Genomic DNA, 23,940 nt, shown 5'->3' on the forward strand with positions numbered 1-23,940 from the left:
GTGCTATGAGTCAGGGAAATGGCACGGACCTGATGGTTCGCCCAACTCCCAGCATCATGCAGCACGCCATCCGCATGCTCGTCATCCTTGACGGCTGCGGCGAACCCGTCGCGCAGGGCGACCCGGTCGGCTGTGTCGCGGTCATCCGTGCCGAGCTTCGCCTCCAAGCCTTGGACTTCTGGCTCCGGAATCCCGACTACCTGGCCGGCGAACTCCTCACGATGGTCGAAGATGGGTCTCTGCCACGTGGCGAGTTCCTGAAGGTCGTCGAGGAACTGCTTGAGAACCGCGAGCCTGATTTGCACTGGTACCCGATGCCTCGGTGGCACCACGGCGCGTACGAGGCCATAGACGACGCCTTCTCGGTGCTCTCCGCCTACGGGCTCGCACAGGTGCGACGCCTTGGCGGAATCCAGAAGACCGCAAGGAGTCAGTTCTTCCTCACCGACGCAGGTCGGGCCGCGGTTGCTGGGCTCCGAAGGGAGCCCGTCCTGTCCTGGTACACCGAACAGGTCAAGCTGGTTGCCCTGGTCGCCGGTTGCGACGTTGGCAGCAAACTGAAGAAGCGGCAGTATCAGCAGGCTGAGTACGCACGCACCAAGCTCGGGACCAACATCACACCAATTCACGCAGGAGTGCGTGACCGCTTGGAAGTGGTGAAGGAAGCGAGCGACGCGAGCGCCAGCGCAGAGGGAGAGTCATGACCATTCTGGGCGAAGCAGTCAGGGCAGAGCTCCAGCGCCGCGGTGTCGATATCGACCAGGCCGAGATCGAGAGGATCCTGCTCAATGCGGACATCGCCTCGACCGCGTCCCGCGGTGTACCTGCGCGGCTGCGTGTCCACCGGCTCCATGTAACCGGCACCAAGCGCTACTCGGAGAACCCCGGCACCGAGATCGATGCCACCGAGATGAAGACCGCACCCATCAACCTGGATTGGACGCCGAGGATCGGCGTGAATGGCGTCGGCAGCGAAGCGAACCTGCGCGGCAAGTCATCAGTGCTGCACCTGACGATGTGGGCGCTCACCGGCCGCAGCCACCTCCAAGCCGACGTGGTCTCGTGGGTAGACCACGTGAGCGCCGAGTTCCGCGTCGACGACGTGCCCTTCTACGTCGAGTTCGACGTCACTGACGGCGCTCCGAGCGGAACGGTCGCGCAGAAGATCGCCTCCGGCCGGGCCGTCCTCGGCACCTTCTCTGGCGCCGCCGAGTTCGAGTCCGTCATGGGCTCGGTCATGCTTGACCGGCTTCGGCTCGACGCCATCTCGGTCTATTCCAAAGGTGTCGAGACCGAGCACACATGGCCTTCCTACGCTGCGGCGCTGACCGTGCACGCGGACAGGCTCGACCCGATCATCGGCAATGAGAACACGCTGAAGACCCGCATACTGCAGATGTTCATCGGCACCAGCTGGGCAGCCATCGACGCCCAGGTCGCCACTGCACTGAACTCGCTGACTTTCGAGCGCGACGAGATCAAGGCTAAACGGCAAGCAGCGGCATCGGTCACCGCAACCGTCCTGGGGCAGGCCGAGGACCGAGTGGCGGCGGCGAAGAAGTTCCTGAAGGAATTCGACCCCGACGAGCCGGACGTCGACACGGTGTTCGCTCTCGCTTCCGCCGCTTCCGAGCGCGCCCGCAAAGCGCATCACCTATCGGTGCAGCTGATGGCCGCCGACACGGCGGCATCAGGAGCCCGCGCACAACTGCGCGCGGAGGAACTACGCCAGCGGGCCTCCGCAGAGACCGCCGTAGCACGACGCCTGTTTAACGGCATGACCCCCACCGTCTGCCCGCGCTGCTCCACCAAGGTTGACCCCGAGCGCTACGCTGCCGAGCCGACGACCCACGAGTGCTCGCTGTGCCTACATGACCTGGACCTCGAGGAGCTGGCCGTGCCCGCGGCCGGCCAGTCGATCAGCGCCGGCGGGGCCGAAGTTGCTGGCGAGCTCGACGAGAGCGTGGACCCCGTTGAAGCTCTTCGCGAGGCGGTAGCCGAAGCCGAAAGGGGTGTTGCGGACCTCCGTACCAAACACCGCCAGGCAGAAGCCGCGCGGCGTGAAGCCGAAGAAGCCGCGGTGAAGGGCCGCGAGAAGCTCGACTCTGCCCGCGGCCGACTGAAGGCCGAACTCGAGTTGGCCCGCGCCCAAAGTGCGCTCGACACATTGCGCGATGCCACGAGAGACCAGCCACCGAAACTGGCAGACCTAGAGATCAAAGTCCTCACGGCCGCGTCGGACCTGACGAAGAAATGGGTCAGGGACGAGCAAGGGCCCCTCTTGGAGTCTGTATCGGGTGCGATCGCGGTCCTCGCCCGCCGATTCGGGTCCACCAACATCACCTCGGTCAAGCTCAAGGGTAACGGCAATATGGACGTGCTCAAGGGCGGAGCCCCCACCACCTACAGCAACCTGACCAACGGAGAGAAACTTAGAATCAAGCTCGCCGCAGTCATCGCGCTCATCGAACTCGGCGACCGTGAGGGCGTTGGCCGCCACCCAGGCTTGCTGTTCGTCGACTCGCCAGCCGCTGAGGAGATCCCCGAGGCAGACCTCAGGGCCATGCTCCAAGCCATGACCGCCATCGCCGAGGAGACGGACCTGCAGATCGTGGTCGCCACAACCCACGGGCCGATGCTCAGCGATGTCCTCCCGAAGGGCAATCTGCTCGTTGCTGCCGGCACCGACTTCGTATGGTGACACCCCATCAGATGACTGCCCACCGCCTGTCGGCCCGCACACTTAGGTGATCACACAGTAGAACAGCCCAATAGCCTGCAGACGCAGCCGAACAGGAGGGGAATTGCCGGACCAGCAAGATGCCAACGAGATCGCCGCCAACCTCCGCGCTGCTCTGACCGGTGCAGAGCCTCCAGCGGACCTGCTGGACCAACTCGGCGGCGAGCAGGGGCTGGCAACTCTGGCTCCTACGCTGGTCGACGACCCGCTGCTCACCCCTGCGCTTTCTCTGCTCGCGCGCGAGGCGGGTCGCGCCACCGAGGCCGGCGGAGACCTGACGTCCATCCGGTCCGCTGCGGCTGCGCTTGCCGCCGCGGCGCTGGATTCGAAAGACCCCGCGCAGTTCGCCTCGAACATCGAGATCCTATGCGCGGACGCGGTGCTTCCCGCACTGGTCGGTGACCAAGTCGCGGCGAGTTGCCTCAAGCTAGCCACGCCTCCACGAGCCGCCGCCGGAGGTGAGGAAATGCCCGAGGCTCAAGTTCTGCGTCAGGCGATCGCGTTGGAGTCTGTGGGGCGGCTTGTCGTCCGCGGACACGGGTCGAAGTACAAGCTGCTGGCACTACTGGAGGATGTCAAGGAACCGCAACCTCGCCGATACGCCCAGGCAGTCGCCCGCATCGTCACCCTCGCCTTCGATCATTGGGAGACGGACGACGACGTGGCCGACGTCCTCGACATCCTCACCGGCGTCGTCGCGCCGGCCAACGACGCCGCGAAGGATCCCGGCCTACAGAAGCGCAACGACGAGTTGCGCAGAGACATCGCTCCAGATGCCCTCTGGGCCAAGTCGAACGTGGCCTTGGCCCAAGCTCTGCGCAGCACCACGAAGCAGGGTCTCTGCAACCGTCTTGACGACGCTCTTGAGCACCTCCAGGGCGTCACGCAGTTGGATGACCGCTCCGATGCCGAACTCCTCCGCGCCGCGCTCAAGCTACTGCGGGGGCTGCTCGGCTCGCTCGACGACTCAACAGGCTCGCAGGACGCAGCGACCTGGGAAGCGTCACTCACCGACGCCGCATCGATGGCAGCACGCGCCGACCAGTTCACCTTCGACACCCACGGCCTGAATCACTGGAGCGGCGACAGGAAACTCGCCGTCCTGCTAGGTTGGCGTCGGCTAGCCAACGACTTGGCCTTCCTTAAAGACCAACTCAGCCGAGACAGCATCTACGAAGCGGCCTTGGTCCTCGACGATATCTTGGCAATCTACGCCTCATCGCGTTCCTATGATGTCACCAGCAGGGCCCACGGCGCTGAGAACGTACTCGCAACAATTCGGCCGTCGATCGCAAGCGGCTTCGCCGCCCGCGCCGGACTGCTCCGAAACTTGATCGACCACACGGAAGTAATCCGTCACCGCATCGAGGCGGCACAAACGACCGACGATATTGAGGGGTTGCGTCGGCGTCTGACCACAGCGGAGACCGTCCTTCAAGCTGCCCGGGCCAGCCTTGCGGCCGGCGCGGAGCCGCCGGGAAAACAGCATGAGCGGGCGGCGGACCTCCCGCCCCTGCTAGCTGACCTCCTCGGACCCACGCCCACCGTCATCGAGTGCCTCCAGGGCGCCGATCCTGCTGAACTCGAGCAGTTGGCCGCCGCCGTGGCCGACCTGCAGGCCGCTACCGACCTCGACCCGGACATAATGGTCACCTCGACCCGCAAACGGATTCTCGCCGCGCTTTCATCCTCCGAGGACTTCCGTGACGACGTAGTCCCAGCGGTCACAGTCGTGCTCGACCAGCTCATCAAGTTCGTGCGTCAACGGGTAAATAATCAGTCCTCCTGGAAATCATACCAATTCGATCCCGAAGCGGATGAACATGCTCTTCATGTCGACCTGTACGAGTGGCTCTGCCAGGGACAGTTCGGCAGCTTCACCAACGTCGAAGTTCAGGAGGTCGGCGCGGGCCGCGTCGACATCCAAATCCAGTTCTCCGGATTCCACCTCTACCTAGAGTTAAAGGCCGACGATACAGCGGTGCCGGTGAGCGCGAAAGCCGCATACATCAAACAGACCGTTTCCTACCAAGCCTCCGATGTCCGAATCGGGTTCCTCGTCGTGCTGCGGATGACGCATCCGAAGAACAGATCACCCTCGGCACACCTGACCGAGTTCGTCTCACACACCACGGTTGCCATCGATGGCAGCGACACTGAGCGGCATGTCGTGATGCTCGAAATCCCTGGCAATCAGACGAAACCATCCGCGGTTCGCTGATGAGGGTGGTCAAGCGGTGGGTTGCTTGGCGTGTCTGTGCGGAGATAGGTCTCGCTGTACGGGTGCTGGCCATTGTTGACCACTGGCACCCCGATGGTTGCCAGTGAACGGAAGATCAAGCCGGGTTCCGCGCGTGTGTTGTTCGGCCACGCTGGCCGCGCTGAGATCGCCCCGCATCCTGCGTTGGGCCTAGATGCCGATGCGGGGTCGAAGGATTGGACGACGAGGGGCGAACTCCTCGGGCTTCCTTGCCTCCCTGCCAGTTGCGCGTAACGACGCGCCTTCGTTGGCCGACTGGTCGTGGCGCGCGAGGCGAGTCTTGACCCGGTTCAGGTCGTGGAGGGCGGCCTGGGCAGAGGAGCGGGGGTTGTCGTTCCACGTGGCGGCGAGGCCAGTCAAGGCGGAACGGACTACGGCCGCCGGCAGACGGAGCCGATCGGCCACCTCTTGAACGCCGGCCTCCCAATGTCGGGAGGGTTGGGCTGCGACGACGCTGAGAGCTTCGAGGGCGGCTTCTCCTGTGGGCAGGTGGGCGAAGCGCTCGTCGACGAGTTGGTTCGCGAGCGGCCTCGCTTGCTCGAGGGCGGTAGTCAAGACGATGGCGCGTCCGGTGGCAAGGAGTTCGGCGGGGTCGGTGCGGTCGGGCAGGGCGGCGTAGCGGGGGTCGTGGCCGTAGGGGGCGAGGATCCAGTAGTCGCGTTCAGCGGCGACACGGCCGGCCAGGTCTGCGTCAGTGGCGACGATGGGCGTCCGATGCCCAACCTGGCGCAGTTGTGCGGCTTGTTCGTAGGTGAGTGACGTTCCTAGGGGTGCGACGCCGATGTACCGGCCGTTCGTGGCGACGGTGACCGCGATGGCGTCCATCGGGCCTTCGACGATGACGGGGGTGACGTCGGGGTCGAGTGGTCCGGTGGTGAAGAGCTGGTCGCCCTTGTGGAACAGGGGCGTTTCGCTGGTGTTGAGGTACTTGGGTCCGCTCTTGTCGCTGTCGGTGCGGGCAGGGTGGCGGCGTCCGACGAACCCCAGAACGATGCCGTCGTGGCGAATCGGGAAGACCGCCCGGTCGCGGAACCGGTCGATGAGGCTTCCGGTCGAGGCTTGAGTGGCGACGCCGGCGGTGAGCATCTCGGCGTCGGTGACACCGAGGGCGTGGAGGTGGTGGACAAGCGTGGTCCACCCTGCGGGGGCGTAGCCCGGTTCCAGGTCGGGGTGGCCGGTGAGGTCGACGCCGAACCGTGACTCGAGGTAGGGCTGGGCCCACGAGCCGGGGAGGCGGTCGGCGTAGAAGTCCGCGGTGAGCCGGTTGATCTCGGCGACTCTTCCGGGGGTGGAGGGGCAGTCGCGCCAGGCGTCGGCGCGCTCGAACATCTTGCGGGTGTCCTGGTCGGTGGGCTCGGGCAGGCCGAGGCTGTCGCGGATCATCGCCTGAAGCCACAGGTTGGCACCGCCATCGTCCTCCTCTTCGGCGGCGACCGGAGCCTCGCCAGTGGGATCGACTGCCAGTGGTTCGTCGTGTTCAGCGGGGTCGCCGATGAGGATCGGATGGGCGAGTTCGAAGCCTTCCCACAGGTCGGCGGGCGGCTCGTCGTCGGGGTGCGGTGGTTCGGGCACGTCGTCGCGCGCGCGAGTGAGGTCGGTGAGGGTCGAGATCCGCCACACCAGGGCGAGACAGTCGTCCACCTGTCGGTCGCCGTTGGTGCTTGCTGACAGGAGGTCGGTGGCGGTCCAGCCTTGGCGGATGCCGTGGTCGACGGCGGTGACGAGGGCGGGCCACCAGCGGCTGGCTTGGAGTTCGGCGGCTTGATCGGCGCCCACGGTGTCGGCGAGGGATCCGGTCCACGCGGGGGTGAGGGGTTGGTCGGTGTCGAGGGCGCCGGTGACGGCGGGGGTGAGGTGGCGGGCGATCCGCCACCACAGGGCTGCGGCCGGGTGGTCGTCGGGCAGGTTCCCTTCGCTCGCCGCGGTGAGCAGCAGGCGGCGGGCGTCCAGGCCGGACGCCGAGAGTTGCGCGAGGCGTTGGGCGAGCATGGGGGTGAAAGCATCGCCGGTGGTGTGGGGGGCCAGCTGGTGGAGGAGGGGTCCCCATTCGGTCATGGCGGGCTGGTGGTCGCCGGTGAGCCGGTGGTCGAGGTGGCGTTGCCAGCGGGCGGCTGCGGTGGGGAATTGCCGTTCGCCGGTGGGTCGGAGGTCGGTGTCCGGCACGTTCATGGCGGCCCGCCACACGGTGAGGTCGGCGATCGTCTGCCCGGTCGGCTGCCCGAGGCAGGACGCCAGCCACGCTGGCATCCGGGTGGGGGCGAGTCCTTGCTGGTGGACGGTGTCGGCGAGGTCAGCGACCAGGCGGGCGCGCGCTCCGAGGTAGGTGCCCCATTCGGGGTGTTCGCGGAGCCGGCTGGGAACGCTGGGCAGCCACGGCAGGGGGCCTGGGGTGGTGTTTCGGAGTCCGGTGGGGTCGAGCCGCCAGCCGAGGACGGCCGCGGGATCGGCGGCGCCGGTGAGGTCAGTTCTGGCGGCGACGGTGCGGAGTTCGGTGAGGGGGTCGTGGCCGTCGGCGGCGATCAGCAGCAGGTGGGCGCGGAGTGCGGGCCAGGCGTCACACCACGGGACGCCGGGCAGGAGCTGGTCGACCTGACGCTCGAGGGCGCGGACGGCAAGGTCGCCGGCGAGGTCTTCGGCGGCCACCGTGAGGGCGTCGGTGTAGCGGGCGACGGCCTGTCCGAGCCGGAGCCGCGGGTCTTCAAGTTGCTGTTGTAGCGACGTCGCGGAGGTGGGTGCGGTGTCGCGGGCGAGGATCTGTTCGAGCATGTCGGTGGCGGTCGGCGGCCGGACGGTGTCGGGCTGGATGAGGGTGTGGGGGTCGCCGTCGCCGACGACTTGCAGGTAGACGTGGTTGGCGTGCCGGCCGCGGGTGAGCATCGTGTACAGCTGCTGGCGGCCTTCGGTACCGGTGGCCACGCCGTGCATCGTGTCGACGGAGACGCCTTGGGCGGTGTGCACGGTGGACGCGTAGCCCAGTTCCACCGACGCGGCCACATAGTCAGCGGGCAACACGACGCTGAGGTGGCTGCTGGTGTGGAGGGCGCGGACGCTGCCGTTGGGGGTGATGGCGGTGATGGTCCAACGGTCGCCGTTCTTCACCCAGTCGGTGGGGCTGACGCGGAGGCGGCGGTCGTTGGTGCGGGTGATGATCGTGTCGCCGACCGAGGCGGACAGCCCGTCGGCGAGCTCCACCTCCCGCGTGACGAGCTCGCCGGTGAGGCGGTGGGTGCGGGCGCGGGTGTTGAGTTCGGCGACCAGATCGCGGGTGGGGGCCAGCATGATCGTGTCCAACCCGGCGGTGCGGTCGGCCTGCCAGGCGTCGAACACCTGGTTGGTAATCGTTGCGAGGTCGCCGACATGGACCCGCTGGCGGTCGAGGTAGAAGCCCAGCGCTTCGGTCTGTCCCTCGCGCAGGGCGAGGCTGGCGCCGCCTTCGGCGGGGTCGGCGAAGCGGACGAGTTCGTTCAACCGGGCGGCACCATGTTGGGTGGCGATGTCACGCAGGACGCCGCCGGCCCCGATCGCGGCCAGCTGTTGGTCGTCGCCGACCAAGCGGACGCTGCCCCCACGAGCCAGGATGTGGCCGACCGCGGCATCCAGGGAGAGGGTGTCGGCCATGCCTGCCTCGTCGATCACCACCAGGGTTTGGGGGCCGATCTGGGCAGCCCAGTCGGGCAGGTCATGGTGGTCGATCGACCAGGTGAGTTTGGCGAGCGTGTCGGTGTGCGTGTCGATCTGCGCGCCGAGCGCGGCCGCCGCCGCGGCGGACGGCGCGAGGCCCAACACGGTGCCGCCGGCTTCGGTCCACGCCGTGGCGAGGGCGCGCATCGCGGTGGTCTTCCCCGACCCCGCCGGTGCGATCGCGACCTGAACCCGGGCACCGGAGCCGGCCATCGCCCGGACGAGGGCGACCTGCCCGGAGTTCAACTCGACCCCGTTCGCAGTGCTTTCCAGGAGGGCGACGGCGATGGTGGCCGCGTCGACGACCATCCCATCGCGACGGGCGGCGGCATCCACCAGGCGTTGCTCGGCGGCGAGGATCCGCGGCGACGTGAACAACTCCGCGCCGGCGACCGTGTACACCGACTGCCCATCCACCCGCCGCAGGGCTGCAGGCTCGCGGACGCCGTCGTCCGGCACCGCCAACCGCACTGAATGCTGGGCGAGTGACACGGCGACGAGACGATCCACGGTCGCCTCCAACAGGGTGGTGGGGACGTTCGCGGTCCGCGCGCGGCGTTGGGCTTCGGCGCGCACGTGCCAGGACTGCCACGTCGCCCGCGACCCCTCGACCGTCGCGACGATGGACGCCGCCGTGCTCGTGAACCACGCGTCGTCCAACGCCGCTCCGAGGGTGCGCTTGGGGTGGAGGGCGCTGTCGATCATCCGACGGACGCCCTCCGGCCCGCCGAGGACCTGCTCGGCCTGGGCCCGCCAGCTGGCGCGTTGCTCGGCGAGCGTGCGGGGCGGGTGCTTGTCCTGCCTGGTTTCGAGGTTGGCCTGCTGCGCCAGGGCGAGGGTCTCGATCGCGGTCGGCGGACGACCATGCGCCGCCTGGAAGTCGGTGGCCAACTCCGCTTGTCGCTGCTCGATGGAGCGGCGCCGTGCGGACCAACGCCGGTTCAGGGCCGGGTCGACACCATCGATCTCCCGGACGGGCCGGCGTCCAGCACTGGTGGTCCGGTTGACGAACTGGACGCCCAGCGCGTCCGCCAAATGCCGTTCCAGGGCGGTGTTGTAGGTCTCCGACGCGGTGACCTTCGCCTTGAACAACACCCGGCCATCGATCGACAACCAGCGTCCATCCAGGGTCTGCACCTTGTTCGCGACCGCGACATGGGTGTGCAGGTCGGGGTCCCCGGCGCGGGGATCACGGTGGGTGAACGCCGCGGCGACCAGCCCTCGGACGTTGACCTGGCGGACGCCTTTCGCGCCGGTCCGGGTGAACAGGCCGTGGTCCTCGATCAGCTTGAGGGCGTCGGCGATCGCGGCGTGGTGAGCGCGTTCGATGACCGCCGCCGTGTGCGGGTCGGCGAGCGCCCACAGGGTCGACACGCTCTTGACCGGCGAGAAGGTGAGGTCGAACCCAGCGATCGCGGTCGTCTGCGGGCGGGACAGCTTCGCGATCAACCCGGCCAGTTCGCGGGAGTCCGCGGGTTCGCGGCCGTACTCGGCGCGGAAGAACTCCCGGCCCACCTCGGTACGGATCCTGGCGCGCTGGTCGGCGGCGACCGCCGAGCGGGCGGGGACGCCGTCGAGCAGGTTCAGGGCGGCGAGGCGTTTGGCGACCTCAACGCGGAACGGCGACACGTCGTTCGCGTGGATCTTGAACGGCGACCCCAGCCGGGACACCACCAGGTAGTCGGCCTCGGTGAGGCCCGGCCCATGCAAGGCGTCCATCCGCTGCTGCGCCAACGGGTGCAAGCCAGCGCCGAACAGGTTCTGCATCTGCTCGGCGGTCACCACATCGCCGGCGTCCAAACCGTCGATACCGGCCATGCCGGCGCCCACCCACTGGCCGGGGGTTTCGCCGCGTTCGGTGTAGTAGGAGGCCAGTCCGAGGTGGCCCTTCTCGGTGGAGTCCTGCACGGCGACCTGCCGGGTCAGGTAGTCGTACCCCGATCCGGCGGTGATCTTGTGCAGACTCATCACACCCTCCAGAAGTGATTTCTGAGCCTCTCCGGGGACACTTTCGGCGAGATTGGTCCGACGAGTTTCGTGCTGGTTCCGACCTGGGTGCACTAGGTGTGTGCCACATGAAGACGTCGGGACAATCGGGAGGGACATTGGCCGCCGTTGGGTCGGTCGTGACTGAGGGCCGGGTCGGGGTCGCTGCCGCGCGGGAAGGCTGCGGTTCATTGCGTGGTTGCTGGGGCGTGACGACGATCGGTTTCATCGGTTCCGGACACATCGGCTCGCAACTGGCTCGGCTCGCGGTGGGCCAGGCCACGACGTGGTGATGAGCAACTCCCGGGGCCCGGAATCGCTCGCGGCGTTGGTCGCCGAGTTCGGCCCCCACGCATGGGCCGCGACCCCGGCTGAGGCAGCTGAGGTCGCCGAGCTCGACTCCGAGGCGGAGTGGACGCCCCCGCCTGTCAATGGCCCTCCCGGACTGCGCTACCGGGACGCACCCCACGACACCGAACGCGCAGTGTCGTAGCGAGGTCGGTCAGCGCCACAGGTGAAGGAACGTCAGACTGCGCGGATACCTTGAGCCATGTGTCGTCCAGGATCGGTTCGGAGTTCGGGACGCTCGGCAAACGCTTGGCGGCCATGAAGCCCAAGCCCCCCGAGCGCCCGGTGGATCCGGCCCGTCACGTGTGGGTGCAGACCCCGTCGGGACGCCAGGCCGGACTACTGGTCGCCTGGGTCACCGGCGTCGATGGCACGTGGTGGGGCAGGGTCGCCGTCTCAGACGCCCCCGGCGAGGCCAGCCTCCAACTCCTGGCCGGCCGGCTTCTGAGTCCCGTCCAGCAGGAAGCCGAGGGACCAGAGGTCAGGGCAGACCAGCCCGGGTGAACTCCTGCTGCAACCGCGGACGCCGGGGGTGGGCCTCCCGCAGGTCGGCGACCAGCGCGTCGACGCCGTCGGCCACCTCGGTGCCGCGGGTGAGCGCGCGCAGATGGACGAGCTTCCGCGCCGCGGCCCGGTAGTGCTGGGCATCGGCGTGCTCAAGATGATCGAGCACCTGCCGGGTGTGGATCGGCACGACGGCGAGCGGATCGACCTTCTCGTACCGGTCAGCCAAGGTTCCCCACAGGCCGGGCTCGTCCAGACCGAGCGAGTGGGCCAGCTCCCACGCCAACTCGACGTCGTCCAGGGAGTGCAAGGCGAACGACACGGCCTCGGCCGGCCGCCGGCGCAGCGCGTCCATCACGCGCTGTCGGTGGTCGGGCCACGCCTGGCCGGCGGCAGCCCGGACGCCGTCGGCGTGGGTCGCGGTCGGCCACCGGTCGAACACCGCCAGCCGGGCGGTGAGTTCCTCGGCCGGCCGGTGCTCGGCCAGCAGCCGGCACCAGAGGCGGGCGGCGTGGACCGATTGGTGGCCCCGGTCGAAGAAGGTCGCCTGGCGTGCCCAGTCGATCGCCAAGTCGGTCTCGCCGATCTCGGCGAACGCCTTGGCGGTGTCCTCCAGCCAGGCGGCGACCTTCCGGTCGCGTGCGTGGGTGGCGATGATCGCGTCGACGTCCCGGTCCCAGACCGCCAGCCGCTGGGCGTTCCACTCCAGCACGAACCGGGCATGCCGTAGCCCCGCCTGCTGCTCCCACCCGGTCGGGTCGGCCGTCCGCTGCAGCCACAACGCGTGTTCTTCCGCTTCGGTCGGGGCGGGACCCACCGACGCGGCGATTTCGGCGAGCTTGGTCTTGTACAGCGCCATTCCTCGGTCGCCGAGCGCGGGCCCGTAGGCGGCGGGGTCGAGGGTGAAGTAGTCGACGACGCCGTCGAACTGGAAGTCGATCATCCACGCGACCAGCCGGGCCGGTGGGGGAGGGGCGGCTTTGGTGAGGTCGGCGTGCAGGGCGAGGAGGTCCTTGATCGCGTCGCCGATGATGCCACTGGAGTCGTCGGCGCGGGCGATCGCCTTCAACGCGCTCGCCAGCGCACGCTGGGTCACCGGCAACACCTCGGCCGCCGGCTGCGTGTGTGCGGCAGCGCGCAGCAGGGCGACCGCCTGGTGGACGCCGTGGCCGTAGCTGTTGGCGGCACTCCAGCGGTGCAAGTCGGTCCGGGTGCGGACCAGGGGCAGCACGGCGTCGGCCAACGATCCCACGTGAACCCCTCCCGGTCGGATTGGATGACGGTCAGTCTGCCACGACCCGGTTCGCGAGAAGTCGGCGGAATTCGTGGCCGCCGGGTGTCCGCGGAGGGCCCTCCAGCTCACTTCTGGATGGTGAGAGGACTCACACCCAGGAGCGAAACCATGACCGAGACGAAGACCGGAGATCAGTCGATCCGGCGCGCAGCACGGCAGGCGGCGGTCGCCGCCCAGGCTCGCCGGCGCGCGAAGACCGCCGAGCGGGACAAGCGATTGGACGCCGCCGCCCTCACCCTGATCGTCACCCTCGCCGAACGCGACGCCCTGGAACGTCGAGCCGGCGCCGCCATCCGAGCGATGCTCACCGACGGGCTCACCCTCACCGACGTCGTCACTTGGATCGACGGCGAAGCCACCCTCAAGGAAGCCACCCGCCTCGCCGGACTGGCACCCACCGGGGAGCCCCAGCCATGACCACCACCATCCACGTCGAGGCCCTGCTCTACGGCGGCCGCACCCTGGTCGGCCACACCGAGGAAGGCGAACGCATCGCCGGCTGGCCCGAGGTCGCCTACGAGGCGATCCGCGCCATCAACCACCTCACCAGCCACGGACCGATCCCCGCGCCGACCGCCTACCGGATCCTCGGCGACCTCAAGGGCGTCGGTCACCTGCTCCCGCAGGCGCTCGAGCAACTGTGCCGCGGCCTGCAGGCGTCCCTGGAGGCGTTCGACGTGTACGACCAGCGCCGTGACCCCGGGGCGTCCGTGTCGGACGCCATCGCGCTGCTCGCCCGGGCCGGACGCAAGGCCGCCGACCTCGGCCAACTCCTCGAGGACGCCCAGGCCGCCATCAGCGAACAGGGGTACCACGCCGACCCCGAGGCCGACAGTTCACCGCGACTCCCCGGGACCCGGTGAACCGATCATGGACGCCGCGCCGACTGCTCGAACCTTGCCGGATCTTCGGCTCCGGCTCCTCAAGGCCGCCGTGGTGATCCCCGACCTGATCATCAGCAGCCTCATCACCTTCGTGCCCCTCGCCGCCCTGCCAACCGACGTCGCCGCCGGCTTCATCGCGGGCATGCTCGTAGCGTCGATCATCGTGGGCTCGGTCCGCGCCGAGGGGTTTGCCGTCCGGATCCTCCACGCCGCCCGGCGACCAGCCCCACCTGAGGAGCGGCAGATCGCTGGGCCACTGCGGCTGGTCATCGCCGGGAGCGGCCAGGAGGACCTCCGGGTGCTGGTCGGACGGGGCGACAAGACAGTGCTCGCTGCCGGACGCCGGCACGTCATCCTGCACCGTGGCGTCGTGGACGCTCACCGCGCTGGCCGGATCACCGACGCGGAGGTCGCCGCCCTCCTCGCACACGGGGTCGGACGCCTCCGCTGCGGCCAGCCTCGCCTCGACCTGCTCGTCGCCCTCTGGACGCTGCCGTGGGACTTCCTGCGCAGCCTCGCGCGGGGCATCGGTCGCCGCCTCACCTGGATCCCTTTGGTCCAGTTCGCATGGCGAACCCGATTCGTCGTTGGCACCATCGCGGTGGCCATCGAGACGCAGGAGGGACGGGTCATGTCCGCCATCATTATTGCGACATTCATCTTGTTGACGTACGTCATGCCTCTCGCTCAACGCGCCTGGGAGATTCGGCTGGCCGAGCAGACTGAGTGCGTCCCGGCGGCGCTTGGTGTGTCGGGGGGGGCGACACGGGTGACCGCTTTGTTCACTAGCCTGAGGTCATGCGCCGGCCCGGACCTCAGGAACGCGACACCTGTCGTGACTTCGTGGTGCCGGCCCTTGAGGCGTCCGGGTGGCAGCCCGAACAGGTGGCCGAGCAGTTCCCCGTCGCCGCGCAACGCGTGGCGACCCTTGGCGGCGTGACACGGGAACTCGGGTCCGGCTTTGTCGACTACGTTCTTGAGGGGTCCCCGGGTCTCATGACGGCTGCCGTCGAGGCCAAGCGTGAGTATCGGACCGCGGAGGATGGTCTCCAACAGGCACTGCGCTACGCCCAGCAGTTGGACGCCCCCCTCGCCTACGCAACCAACGGCGTCGACATCATCGAACACAACCTTCGCACCGGCCGCGAGCGCCGGGTCTCCGAGTTCGCTTCGCCGGTCGTGGCGTGGGACGAGTACCAGCAGCTGCACGGGCTGGAGCCCGCGAACTCCTCGCTGGTCCGGCAGCCCCTCAACCGTGGACGCCGCAACGCTGCGGGCGATGTGATCACGCCGCGCTACTACCAGGCCGTCGCCATCAACCGGGTCCTCGCGGCCATCGCGCGCGGCGAGCGTCGCGTCCTGCTGCTCATGGCTACTGGCACCGGCAAGACCTTCACGGCCATGCAGATCGTCGCCAAGCTGCGCGCGTACGAGGCCGCCGTTCGGCCCCAGCGGAACTACCGCGTGCTCTACCTCGCAGACCGGGACCAACTCCTGTCGCAACCCATGCGCAAGGACTTCACGCCGGCGTTCGGCGCAGACCTCCTCAACCGCGTCCGGGGCGGCGTCGACACCAGCCGCGAGATCTACTTCGCGACCTATCAGGCGCTCGCGGCCGGCGGCGATCGGGATTCGCTGTTCGAGGCTTTCCGCCCGGACTTCTTCGATCTGGTGATCATCGACGAGTGCCACCGCGGCAGCGCTGAGGAGAACTCGGCTTGGCGCGCCGTCCTCGACTACTTCACCGACGCGGTCCAACTCGGGCTCACGGCGACGCCCCGCAGTGGCCGCGTCAACAGCTACGAGTACTTCGGGAACCCCGTCTTCCGGTACACGCTGCGTCAGGGCATCGAGGACGGCTTCCTCGCGCCCTACCGGGTACGTCGGGTGATGCTCTCGCCGGACGCCGAGGGCTGGGAGCCAACCCCCGGCCTGCTCGACCGCCTGGGACGGGAAGTGCCCGAGGGGGTCTACTCCACGCGCGACTTCGAGCGCGTCGTCTCACTCCTAGCCCGGACGCAGTTGGCGGCGAGGCACCTCTCGGGGATTCTCCGGCGCGACCCGACCGCCCGCTGCATCGTGTTCTGCGTCGACACCGAACACGCGGACGAGATGCGCCGTGCGCTCGTCGACGAGAACCCCGATCTGATCGCCGCCGACCCCGAGTGGGTGGTACGCATCGTGGGGATCGAGGGCGAGAAGGAGCGATTGCTGGGCGACTTCACCGACCCGGACAGGGTGAGCCCCGTGGTGGCGACCACGTCCCGTCTGTTGTCGACGGGCGTGGACGTCGAGGACCTGAAGTTCGTCGTCCTCTTCCGTCCGGTCGGCTCGATGGTGGAGTTCAAGCAGATCATCGGTCGGGGCACGCGACTCTTCCCCGACAAGGGGAAGACAAGCTTCGAGATCATCGACTACGTCGGAGCCACGGCGCTGTTCGAAGACCCGGCCTTCGACGGCTACCCCACCGACATCATCCGCGAAGTCGTGGACGCCGACGGCGCGGTCGTCGGCGCCGAGCCGGTGGCCCCGAACGCCGAGACTCCGGACACCGGCGAGCAGGTCAACGACCCTTGGGTGGAAGAGCCCGTCCCTGGATTCGAGGTGCATGACCCGCCCGAGGCCGTGCCCGGACGTCCGGCCGGACGCAAGCTCTACGTGGACGACGGCGACTTCCGCGTTGTCGGTGAGGCGCGCCTGGTGCCGGACGTGGGCTCGGGTCGGCTGCTGCTGACCGAGTACGGCGCGTGGGTGCGCGAGCGGATTGCAGCTGAGGGCGATGAGGACACGCTGCGGGAACGGTGGTCGCAGGCGCCGTCCCGGCACGCCTTGGCGTCCTCCCTGGAGGTTCAGGGCATTGACGTGGCCGGCCTCGTCGAGTCCGCCGGGTTGACCGACAGCGACCCCTTGGACGCCCTCCTGCAGGTGGCGTGGAATCGGCCGGCCCGCACCCGCTCCGAGCGGGTCCGCGAGGTGCGCGAGCAACACGCGGCCGAACTCGCCGCTCAGACGGCCGGGGCACGGGCCGTGCTGGAAGGGCTGCTCGCCCGGTACGAGGAGTTCGGCGTCGCCGACCTGGAGACGACCGAGGTGTTCCGTCTCGCGCCGCTGGGCGACTTGGGATCACCCATCGACCTGGCCCGCGTCTTCGGTGGTGGCGACGGCCTCCGTGCGCAACTCGAACGGGTCCAATCGTGGCTCTACGCCGCTTAGAATACCTTTAGTTTCCCGAGGGTTATTCCAGCTAAACTAAAGATTCTATTGAGTTCGCATCCTGATAGGCTGATGCTATGCCAACACCCCGCCAGGATCTTCGCCGGGCGCTCCACGCTGTGGCGTTTCAGCAGGCGGGCTACTTCACGGCGGCACAGGCGCTCGAGATCGGCTACTCCTACCAAGCGCAGAAGTACCACGTCGACGCCGGCAACTGGCTTCGGGTCGACCGTGCGCTCTTCCGGCTGCCCGAATGGCCGGCCGACGCGGATGATCTCTACGTCCGATGGACCCTGTGGAGCGACGGGCGGGGCGTCGTGTCCTACGAGTCCGCCCTGTCGGTTCACGGCTTGTCGGACGTCGATCCCGTCAGACTGCACCTCACGGTTCCGCCGGGGTTCGGTGCTGTCGACGACATGGTTGTCACCCACGTGGCCGTGCTGTCGGACGAGGACCGCGAGGGGCGTCGCGGGTGGGCCGTCACTACCCCGGTGCGCACCCTCGTGGACGCTGCCGCGTCCGAGTTGTCACACGAGCACGTCGACCGAGCGGTGGCGGACGCCCTGCGGCTCGGCCTCACGACGCGCCGCCGGCTCGTGCGGGCGTCCGCGGATGCCCCCGACCGTGCAGCCCTCCGCCTCGAGCGTGCGCTCGCTCGGCTTGCTGCTGATGAGTGACCCGCGTTCGGTTCGGCGGGCGCCGTTCGCGGTCATGGCCGCCGAGATCGGCCTGAACGAGACCACGCTCGACGCCGCCGCCGCGCTCGTGCGCCGCTTCTACATGTCCGCCTTCGATGACGAGGAACCCCAGTGAGCCCTGCAAAGAACTCCGTCCAGACAACCCAGGCGCGCCTGCAGTCGGTGATCAACCAATCGCGGCAGATCATGCGCAAGGACGCCGGCCTCAACGGCGAGCTGGACCGTCTGCCGCAGTTGGCGTGGCTCCTATTTCTGAAAGCGTTCGACGACTTGGAGGAGGAGCGGGAGGCCATGGAGGCGGGCTATCGACCGGTACTCGCCGAGGAGTTCCGCTGGCGCACCTGGGCGTCCGGCAGCGACGTCACCGGCGATCCGCTGTTGGTCTTTGTCAACGGCAAGTTACTGCCCAGGCTGCGCGGCCTGCAAGGGTCGGGCCATCCGGGCGACCCCCGCGACACGCTCGCGCGCGTGTTCCAGGACACGACGAACAGGATGCTGTCGGGGCACCTCCTGCGCCAGCTTGTCGAACAGGTCAACAAGGTTGAGTTCTCCCACCGCGACGAGATGCACGCCATGGCGGTCTTCTACGAGACCATGCTCCGCGAGATGCGGGACGCAGCCGGCGACTCGGGTGAGTTCTACACGCCGCGTCCGTTGATCCGGTTCATCGTCGAGCAGGTCGACCCGCGTCCAGGCGAGACGGTCCTCGACCCGGCGGCCGGCACCGGCGGCTTCCTCATCGAGGCCTTCACTCACATGACCTCCGGGAACGTGTCGGCGTCCGAGGTCGAGCAGGTGAAGGCCGGGCTGCGCGGCATCGAGAAGAAGCCCATGCCCTTCCTGCTGGGCCAGATGAACCTGCTGCTGCACGGAATCGACCGGCCGAGCTTCACCGAGCAGAACTCCTTGAACGTGTCGCTGGCGGAGGTCAAGCGCGCGGGCGTGGATGTCGTGCTCACCAACCCGCCCTTCGGCGGCGAGGAGGAAAGGCTCGTCCAGGACAACTTCCCCGTGCAGTACCGGACGGCCGAGACCGCCTGGTTGTTCCTGCAGTCGGTGATGGCGCGGATCGAACGCAGCCCCGCCGGACGCTGCGGCATCGTCGTGCCCAACTCCGTCCTGTTCGACACCGGGGTGGGCGGCAAGATCAAGGCCGACCTGATGAGCCGGTTCAACCTGCACACCGTACTGAGGCTCCCCAACGGCGTCTTCGCGCCTTACACGATCATTCCCAGCAACGCGCTCTTCTTCGAGAAGGGCAAGCAGGGGCCGGTGTGGTTCTACGAGATCCCCGCCCCCGAGGGACGCAAGAACTACACCAAGACCAAGCCGATGCGCTCCGAGGAGTTCGCCGACTGCGCGTCCTGGTGGGGGGGGCGCGGCCGCGAGGGCCGCGCAGAGAACGAGCGCGCCTGGCGGGTGGACGCCGCCACAATCAGGGAGTCCGGGTACAACCTCGACCTGCACAACCCTCACCGCCGGGACGACCTCGAACACCGGTCGCCCAAAGAGCTGGTCGCCGAGTTGATCGAGACCGAACGCGAGCTGCTGCGCCTCTACGAGGACCTGCAGCGCGAGATCGACGGGTTCGTGCTGTGAAGGTCGAGTGGGTGCCGCTGGGCGAGGTTCTGGAGATCAGGCGGACCCCGATTGACCTTGCGGCCGGGGAGAGCTACAAGCGGATCGGCATATTTTCGTGGGGAAAGGGAATGCTTCGACGCGATCCAGCGGCCTTTGCCGAGATGGGCAGCATGAAGTACTTCCGCTTCCCGATACCCTCCCTGATCTTCAGCAACATTCAAGCGTGGGAGGGAGCCGTCGCTTTGGCGGGCGACGAGGACACGGACTTCGTGTGTTCCAGCCGCTTCTACCCGTACATCCCCCGGGAGGGTGCAGACGTCAATCTCGGGTACCTCCTCGAGTTTTTCCGCAGCGAGGAGGGTCTCGCGCTCATGCGACGAGCGAGCCCCGGCACGCAGGTTCGCAACAAGGTTCTGAGCCGAACGGCGCTCGAGGCAGCCCGAGTCCCCCTTCCCTCCTGCCTCGACCAAGAACACATCGCCGCCCATCTGACGGCTGTCGCGGATCGGGCCGCGCATTCGGGTGCGCGTGCGCACGGCTCCGTCGACAGGGTCGTCAGTTCTTGGCTCGACTCGCTTCCGCAGCGACTTCTTGGCGAACTGGTTGAAGTGGGCCCTCGTCCCTTTAGGCTGGCACCCGAGGTTCCCATCGACTTCGTTCCTATGGAGGCGGTCGACGCCGTCACTGGATCGATCACCGGGGCCATGCCGCGAACGCGGGGCGAATTGCCGTCCGGCTATCGGCAGTTCCTACCCGGCGACGTGATCTTCGCTCGGATCACCCCGAGCATGCAGAACGGGAAATGCGCGATCTACCACGGAGTGAGAGCCGATGTGGGGTATGGCTCGACTGAGTTCCATGTGCTCCGGCCACGTGACCCTCGCTACAGGCAGTGGATCTGGGCTCTCCTGCGTACGCAGTGGTTCATCCGCCGGGCCATGGCAGCGTTCACTGGCACGGCTGGGCAGCAGCGCGTCCCGGCGTCATTCCTTCAACAGGTGAGCGTTCCAACGCCCGCGCCGCCTCAGCTTGAGGGTGCAATCCGGCGGCTCCTGGAGGTAAGAGTGCGGGTGAACGTTGCCAATGAAGTCGCACGCTGGCGGGATGAACTGGCCAAGTCGCTGCTCCCCGCGGCCCGCAATGAGATCTTCAGCGCGATGCGGTGACGCTGCGCCACGCGGCGTCCGTAACCACCACGTGGTCGAGGAACCGCAGGCCCACGTGACCAGCGGCGTCCGCGACCTGTGCCGTCGCGGCGCGGTCGGCGTCCGACGGGGCCGGGTCACCGCCGGGGTGGTTGTGGGCCAGGGCGAACGCGACGCCGTCGTGGCGCAGCACCGCAGCGAGCACCTCCCGCACGGGAAGGCCGCAGCCACTCGCCCCGCCCTGAGCCACCTCCTCCAGGTGACGCAGCCGCAATCCCGATTCTGCCACCAGCACGAGCAGGCGTTCCACCCGGGCGCCGGCGAGGCGAGCGTGGGCGACGGCCGCGATCGTGCCGGACTCCGTCAGGCGGGGGTGCTCCTCGGGTGACCCGACGCGTCCGGCCAACGCCAGGGCGGCGACCAGCCGGGACGCCTTCGCGGGGCCCACGGCGTCCAGGCGTGCGAGCTCGGGGACGCCCCACCGCGCCAGCCCGGCGACCCCACCGCAGCGGGCGAGAACGTCCTGCGCGAGGGCCACGGCGTTGCGGCCACGTCCACCAGTGCCGAGCAAGATGGCCACCAGTTCGGCGTCGCTCAGCGCGTGTGATCCCTCGCGCAGGAGGCGCTCCCGCGGACGGTCGTGGGCGGGCAACGTCAGGAGGGGTGGGGAGGTCATGGTGGCAGTCTCGCGGACGGGCCCGACATCGGTCCTCGGCGAGTGAGCGCCTGTGGATAACCCGTTTCACCAACCGTCCTGCTCGCCGGCCCAAGCCACCGCGGCACCGATCGCTGACCGGACTCGGAGAGTGGGTCCGTGCGCCAGCCCTCTCCGCACGGCAGGATGAACGAAGATCCCGGAGGAGTGGCATGGTGAAGGCGAACGAGACCAACCTCGAGGGCATCCTCGAGGGCAAGCGGCAGTACCAGGTGCCGCTCTACCAGCGCGTCTACTCATGGGGTCCCAAGCAGATCGACCAGTTGTGGGATGACCTGATCGAGATCGCCGAGGTTCGCCGTGCGGGTGGCACGCCCACCCACTTCATCGGCTCGCTGGTGCTGGCGGCGAGTCCCGACAACGGGGCGGTCGGCGTCCAAAAGTTCCTCGTGGTGGACGGTCAGCAGCGGCTGACGACCCTGTCGATCCTGTTGGCCGCGATCCGCGACCACTTGGCCGACTCCAACGGTCAGGAGCACCGCGACCGGATCGATGCCCAGTACCTCGTCAACAAGTACGAGGCCGGCAAGCCTCCCAAGCTGGTGCCGACCCAGGCCGACCGGTCGGCGTACCTGGCGATCGTCCGTTCGAGCGCGGAGGCGGGCGGCGAGGACGCCGTGGGTGCGGCGTACCGGCGGTTCCGGGTGAAGCTGGCCGAGATCGATGATCCCGAGGATCCCCACGACATCGCGGCCATCGAGAACGCGGTCCTCCGTGGGCTCGCCCTGGTCGCGGTCACAGCCGAGGCGGGCGACAACGCGCACCGGATCTTCGAGTCGCTCAACAACACCGGCCTGCGGCTGACCCAGTCGGATCTGCTCAAGAACCACTTGTTCATGCGTCTGGGGGATCGTGCGGAGGAGGTGTACGAGGCGCTGTGGCGTCCGTTGGAGGACAAGCTCGGCGCGGAGAACCTGGAGTTGTTGTTCTGGCTGGACCTCGTGCAGAACGACGAGAAGGCCAAGCAGTCCGACACCTACCTGGGGCAGCAACGCCGCTTCGACACGCTGACCACCGCGGCCCAGGTTGAGGCGGAGATCCGTCGGATCGCCCAGCTCGGCGACGTGCTGGCGACCATCCTCAAACCCGAACGCGAGCAGAACCCGGCCCTACGCAAGCGGCTCGAACGGATCCGGGCCTGGGGCTCCACGACGGCGTACCCGATCGTGATGCAGGTGCTGGCGCAGCAAGCAGCAGGACGCGCTTCCGACGACAAGGCCATCGCAGCCCTCCTCTGCCTGGAGTCGTACTTCGTTCGCAGGATTGTGATCGGGAGGGCGACCGCAGGCTTGAACCGGACGCTCTTGCAGGCGGTCGGCGCCATCACCGAGGCGTCCGACGTCGAGGCGGCGTTGCGGGATTACCTGTCGGAGGGGCGCAAGCACTTCGCGACGGATGCCCAGGTGCGCGAGGCCGTCACGACCGTGCCGTTCTACTGGCAGGGGAGGGCGTCGCAGAAGAAGCTCATCCTGCTGTGGCTCGAGGAACCCCTGCGTCCGAAGGAGCCGGTGGACGCCAAGCAGCTCACCATCGAGCATGTGCTGCCCCAGACGTTGACGGATGCCGTACGCGCCGAGTTTGCTGCCAGTCTGCCGCCGGAGGCGGAGGTGGCGTTCGAGCACGAACGCCTCGTCCACACGTTGGGGAATCTCACGCTGTCCGGGTACAACAGCGAGCTGAGCAATCGGCCGTTCTCGCAGAAGCGCACAACGCTCGCCGAGAGCGGTGTGCGCATGAACCAAACGATCGCCGAGCACCCGACGTGGGGTGCCAGCGAGATCACCGACCGCGGGCAGGCACTGGCCGAGCGCATCATCGAACTGTGGCCCGGCCCCAACGAGAAACTCGTCGGGGTCCGTGACCGGGAATCCGAACTACGTCTGGACGTCGCCACCGTCCTCGCGGGGATCCCGTCCGGGCGATGGACCACCTACGGCGAGGTAGCAGTCGTGGTCGGGAGTCATCCCGTCCCGGTGGGTCAGGCGATCGCGAACCATGCGATGCCAAACCCGTGGCGCGTGCTGAACGCCGGCGGAACCGTGTCTGCCCAGTTCCGCTGGATCGACCAACACCGGACAGACGACCCACGTGAGCTGCTCCGTGCGGAGGGGGTCCACGTCGACGAGGCGGGTCGTGCCGACCCGGAGCGGTTCATGGACGCCGTCGAACTGGCGGCCGGGATGGGGCTGGACATCGAGGCGTCCACCTTGAGGAAGCGCCGGCGCCGGCAGGCACGGAAGACAACCACAGATCCTGGAGCCTTGGGTGTCCAGCAGGCGACGTTCTGGGAGTCGGTGCAGGAGTGGGGGCGGCAGCATGCCAGACATGCTTCGTTCCATCGCAGTCCTGGTCGCCGGCATTGGTTCTCGGTGGAGCCTGCGGGCTTCCCCCTGCTGGTGAACCTCAACGTGAACACCATGAAGCCACGGGTCTACGTGGAGATGTACCTCGAGGGGGGCAAGGAGCAGTTCCACGCGCTGCACAACCAGAGGCAGGAAATCGAGGGCGCCCTCGGCTATGCCTTGGAGTGGCGGGAGCAACCGGACAAGAAGGCGAGCCGCATCATCCGCGAGCGACCCGGCGACTTCAGGGACCCGGCCCAGTCCAAGGAACTCGTCACGTGGCTGGTCGAGACCGCCGACGACTTCGTTCGAGTCCTTCAGGCAACCCACTCGTGAAAGAGGGGCGAGCGACACGCTTGCCCCCGGGGGTGGTGTGACCACCGGCCTCTCCACCCTTCGCCGACCGGCGCCACTGCCGGTCCGCCTCGTTGCCTCGGCGGTGCACCAGCGAGTCAACGGGGCACTGCGCACCCTCCCTGGACTCGACGCAGGCTTGAGTCATGAATTGGAACGGCGGGCGGAAGAGGTAACGACCTGCGAAACGGGCGG

At 68.2% G+C, this 23,940-nt stretch carries 17 protein-coding genes; 14 read left to right on the forward strand and 3 right to left on the reverse strand.

Going from position 1 to position 23,940, the window contains the following annotated elements; all coding sequences use genetic code 11:
- The first annotated feature begins 56 nt into the window (after positions 1–56).
- From IFY26_RS00155 to IFY26_RS00165, 3 genes are all read left to right on the forward strand, one after another.
- Complete coding sequence (locus tag IFY26_RS00155) at positions 57–704, forward strand: hypothetical protein (protein ID WP_232546983.1); 648 nt, start codon at positions 57–59, stop codon at positions 702–704.
- On the forward strand, positions 701–2,701 hold the full coding sequence (locus tag IFY26_RS00160) for a hypothetical protein (protein WP_232546984.1): 2,001 nt from the start codon (positions 701–703) through the stop codon (positions 2,699–2,701). Before IFY26_RS00155 ends, IFY26_RS00160 begins: the two co-directional genes overlap by 4 nt.
- A gap of 103 nt (positions 2,702–2,804) precedes the next feature.
- Positions 2,805–4,961, forward strand: a complete 2,157-nt coding sequence (locus IFY26_RS00165; protein WP_232546985.1) for a hypothetical protein — start codon at positions 2,805–2,807, stop codon at positions 4,959–4,961.
- A gap of 189 nt (positions 4,962–5,150) precedes the next feature.
- On the opposite strand, the gene mobF is transcribed toward IFY26_RS00165, so the two are convergent.
- Positions 5,151–10,649, reverse strand: coding sequence for a MobF family relaxase (mobF, locus tag IFY26_RS00170; protein ID WP_232546986.1), 5,499 nt, complete (start codon positions 10,647–10,649; stop codon positions 5,151–5,153).
- Positions 10,650–10,959: 310 nt separating this feature from the next.
- Between mobF and IFY26_RS00175 the strand changes: the two genes are divergently transcribed.
- Entirely contained in the window at positions 10,960–11,160 is a 201-nt protein-coding gene (locus tag IFY26_RS00175) for a hypothetical protein (protein WP_232546987.1), read from the forward strand.
- A gap of 113 nt (positions 11,161–11,273) precedes the next feature.
- Positions 11,274–11,519 carry a hypothetical protein gene (locus tag IFY26_RS00180; protein WP_232546988.1) on the forward strand — a complete coding sequence of 82 codons (246 nt, stop codon included), beginning with the start codon at positions 11,274–11,276 and terminating at the stop codon, positions 11,517–11,519.
- On the opposite strand, the gene IFY26_RS00185 is transcribed toward IFY26_RS00180, so the two are convergent.
- A complete protein-coding gene (locus tag IFY26_RS00185; protein WP_232546989.1) occupies positions 11,497–12,771 on the reverse strand; it encodes a DUF6880 family protein in 1,275 nt (424 codons plus the stop codon). The genes IFY26_RS00180 and IFY26_RS00185 overlap by 23 nt on opposite strands.
- A 150-nt stretch (positions 12,772–12,921) precedes the next feature.
- Here IFY26_RS00185 and IFY26_RS00190 point away from each other — a divergent pair, with 150 nt between their 5' ends.
- The 8 genes from IFY26_RS00190 to IFY26_RS00225 all read left to right on the forward strand — a co-directional run bounded on the left by IFY26_RS00190 (position 12,922) and on the right by IFY26_RS00225 (position 20,355).
- A complete protein-coding gene (locus tag IFY26_RS00190; RefSeq protein ID WP_232546990.1) occupies positions 12,922–13,230 on the forward strand; it encodes a hypothetical protein in 309 nt (102 codons plus the stop codon).
- Positions 13,227–13,676 (forward strand): hypothetical protein, encoded by a 450-nt coding sequence (locus tag IFY26_RS00195; protein ID WP_232546991.1) that lies wholly within the window; start codon positions 13,227–13,229, stop codon positions 13,674–13,676. Before IFY26_RS00190 ends, IFY26_RS00195 begins: the two co-directional genes overlap by 4 nt.
- A gap of 73 nt (positions 13,677–13,749) precedes the next feature.
- A complete protein-coding gene (locus IFY26_RS00200; RefSeq protein WP_232546992.1) occupies positions 13,750–14,637 on the forward strand; it encodes a hypothetical protein in 888 nt (295 codons plus the stop codon).
- Positions 14,541–16,910, forward strand: a complete 2,370-nt coding sequence (gene hsdR, locus IFY26_RS00205) for an EcoAI/FtnUII family type I restriction enzme subunit R (RefSeq protein WP_232546993.1) — start codon at positions 14,541–14,543, stop codon at positions 16,908–16,910. The genes IFY26_RS00200 and hsdR overlap by 97 nt, the downstream gene beginning before the upstream one ends.
- A gap of 77 nt (positions 16,911–16,987) precedes the next feature.
- Complete coding sequence (locus IFY26_RS00210; protein ID WP_232546994.1) at positions 16,988–17,587, forward strand: type IV toxin-antitoxin system AbiEi family antitoxin domain-containing protein; 600 nt, start codon at positions 16,988–16,990, stop codon at positions 17,585–17,587.
- A complete protein-coding gene (locus tag IFY26_RS00215; protein ID WP_232546995.1) occupies positions 17,580–17,723 on the forward strand; it encodes a hypothetical protein in 144 nt (47 codons plus the stop codon). The genes IFY26_RS00210 and IFY26_RS00215 overlap by 8 nt, the downstream gene beginning before the upstream one ends.
- On the forward strand, positions 17,720–19,207 hold the full coding sequence (locus tag IFY26_RS00220; protein ID WP_232546996.1) for a class I SAM-dependent DNA methyltransferase: 1,488 nt from the start codon (positions 17,720–17,722) through the stop codon (positions 19,205–19,207). The genes IFY26_RS00215 and IFY26_RS00220 overlap by 4 nt, the downstream gene beginning before the upstream one ends.
- Complete coding sequence (locus IFY26_RS00225) at positions 19,204–20,355, forward strand: restriction endonuclease subunit S (protein ID WP_232546997.1); 1,152 nt, start codon at positions 19,204–19,206, stop codon at positions 20,353–20,355. Before IFY26_RS00220 ends, IFY26_RS00225 begins: the two co-directional genes overlap by 4 nt.
- Here IFY26_RS00225 and IFY26_RS00230 read toward each other — a convergent pair.
- A complete protein-coding gene (locus tag IFY26_RS00230; RefSeq protein WP_232546998.1) occupies positions 20,339–21,010 on the reverse strand; it encodes a JAB domain-containing protein in 672 nt (223 codons plus the stop codon). The genes IFY26_RS00225 and IFY26_RS00230 overlap by 17 nt on opposite strands.
- A 191-nt stretch (positions 21,011–21,201) precedes the next feature.
- On the opposite strand from IFY26_RS00230, the gene IFY26_RS00235 reads away from it, so the two are divergent.
- The gene (locus IFY26_RS00235) at positions 21,202–23,727 is read left to right on the forward strand and encodes a DUF4268 domain-containing protein (RefSeq protein ID WP_232546999.1); all 2,526 of its coding nucleotides are present in this window, start codon (positions 21,202–21,204) and stop codon (positions 23,725–23,727) included.
- Positions 23,728–23,940: the final 213 nt, after the last annotated feature.

This window comes from Propioniciclava soli (assembly GCF_014858005.1).
Lineage (GTDB): Bacteria > Actinomycetota > Actinomycetes > Propionibacteriales > Propionibacteriaceae > Propioniciclava > Propioniciclava soli.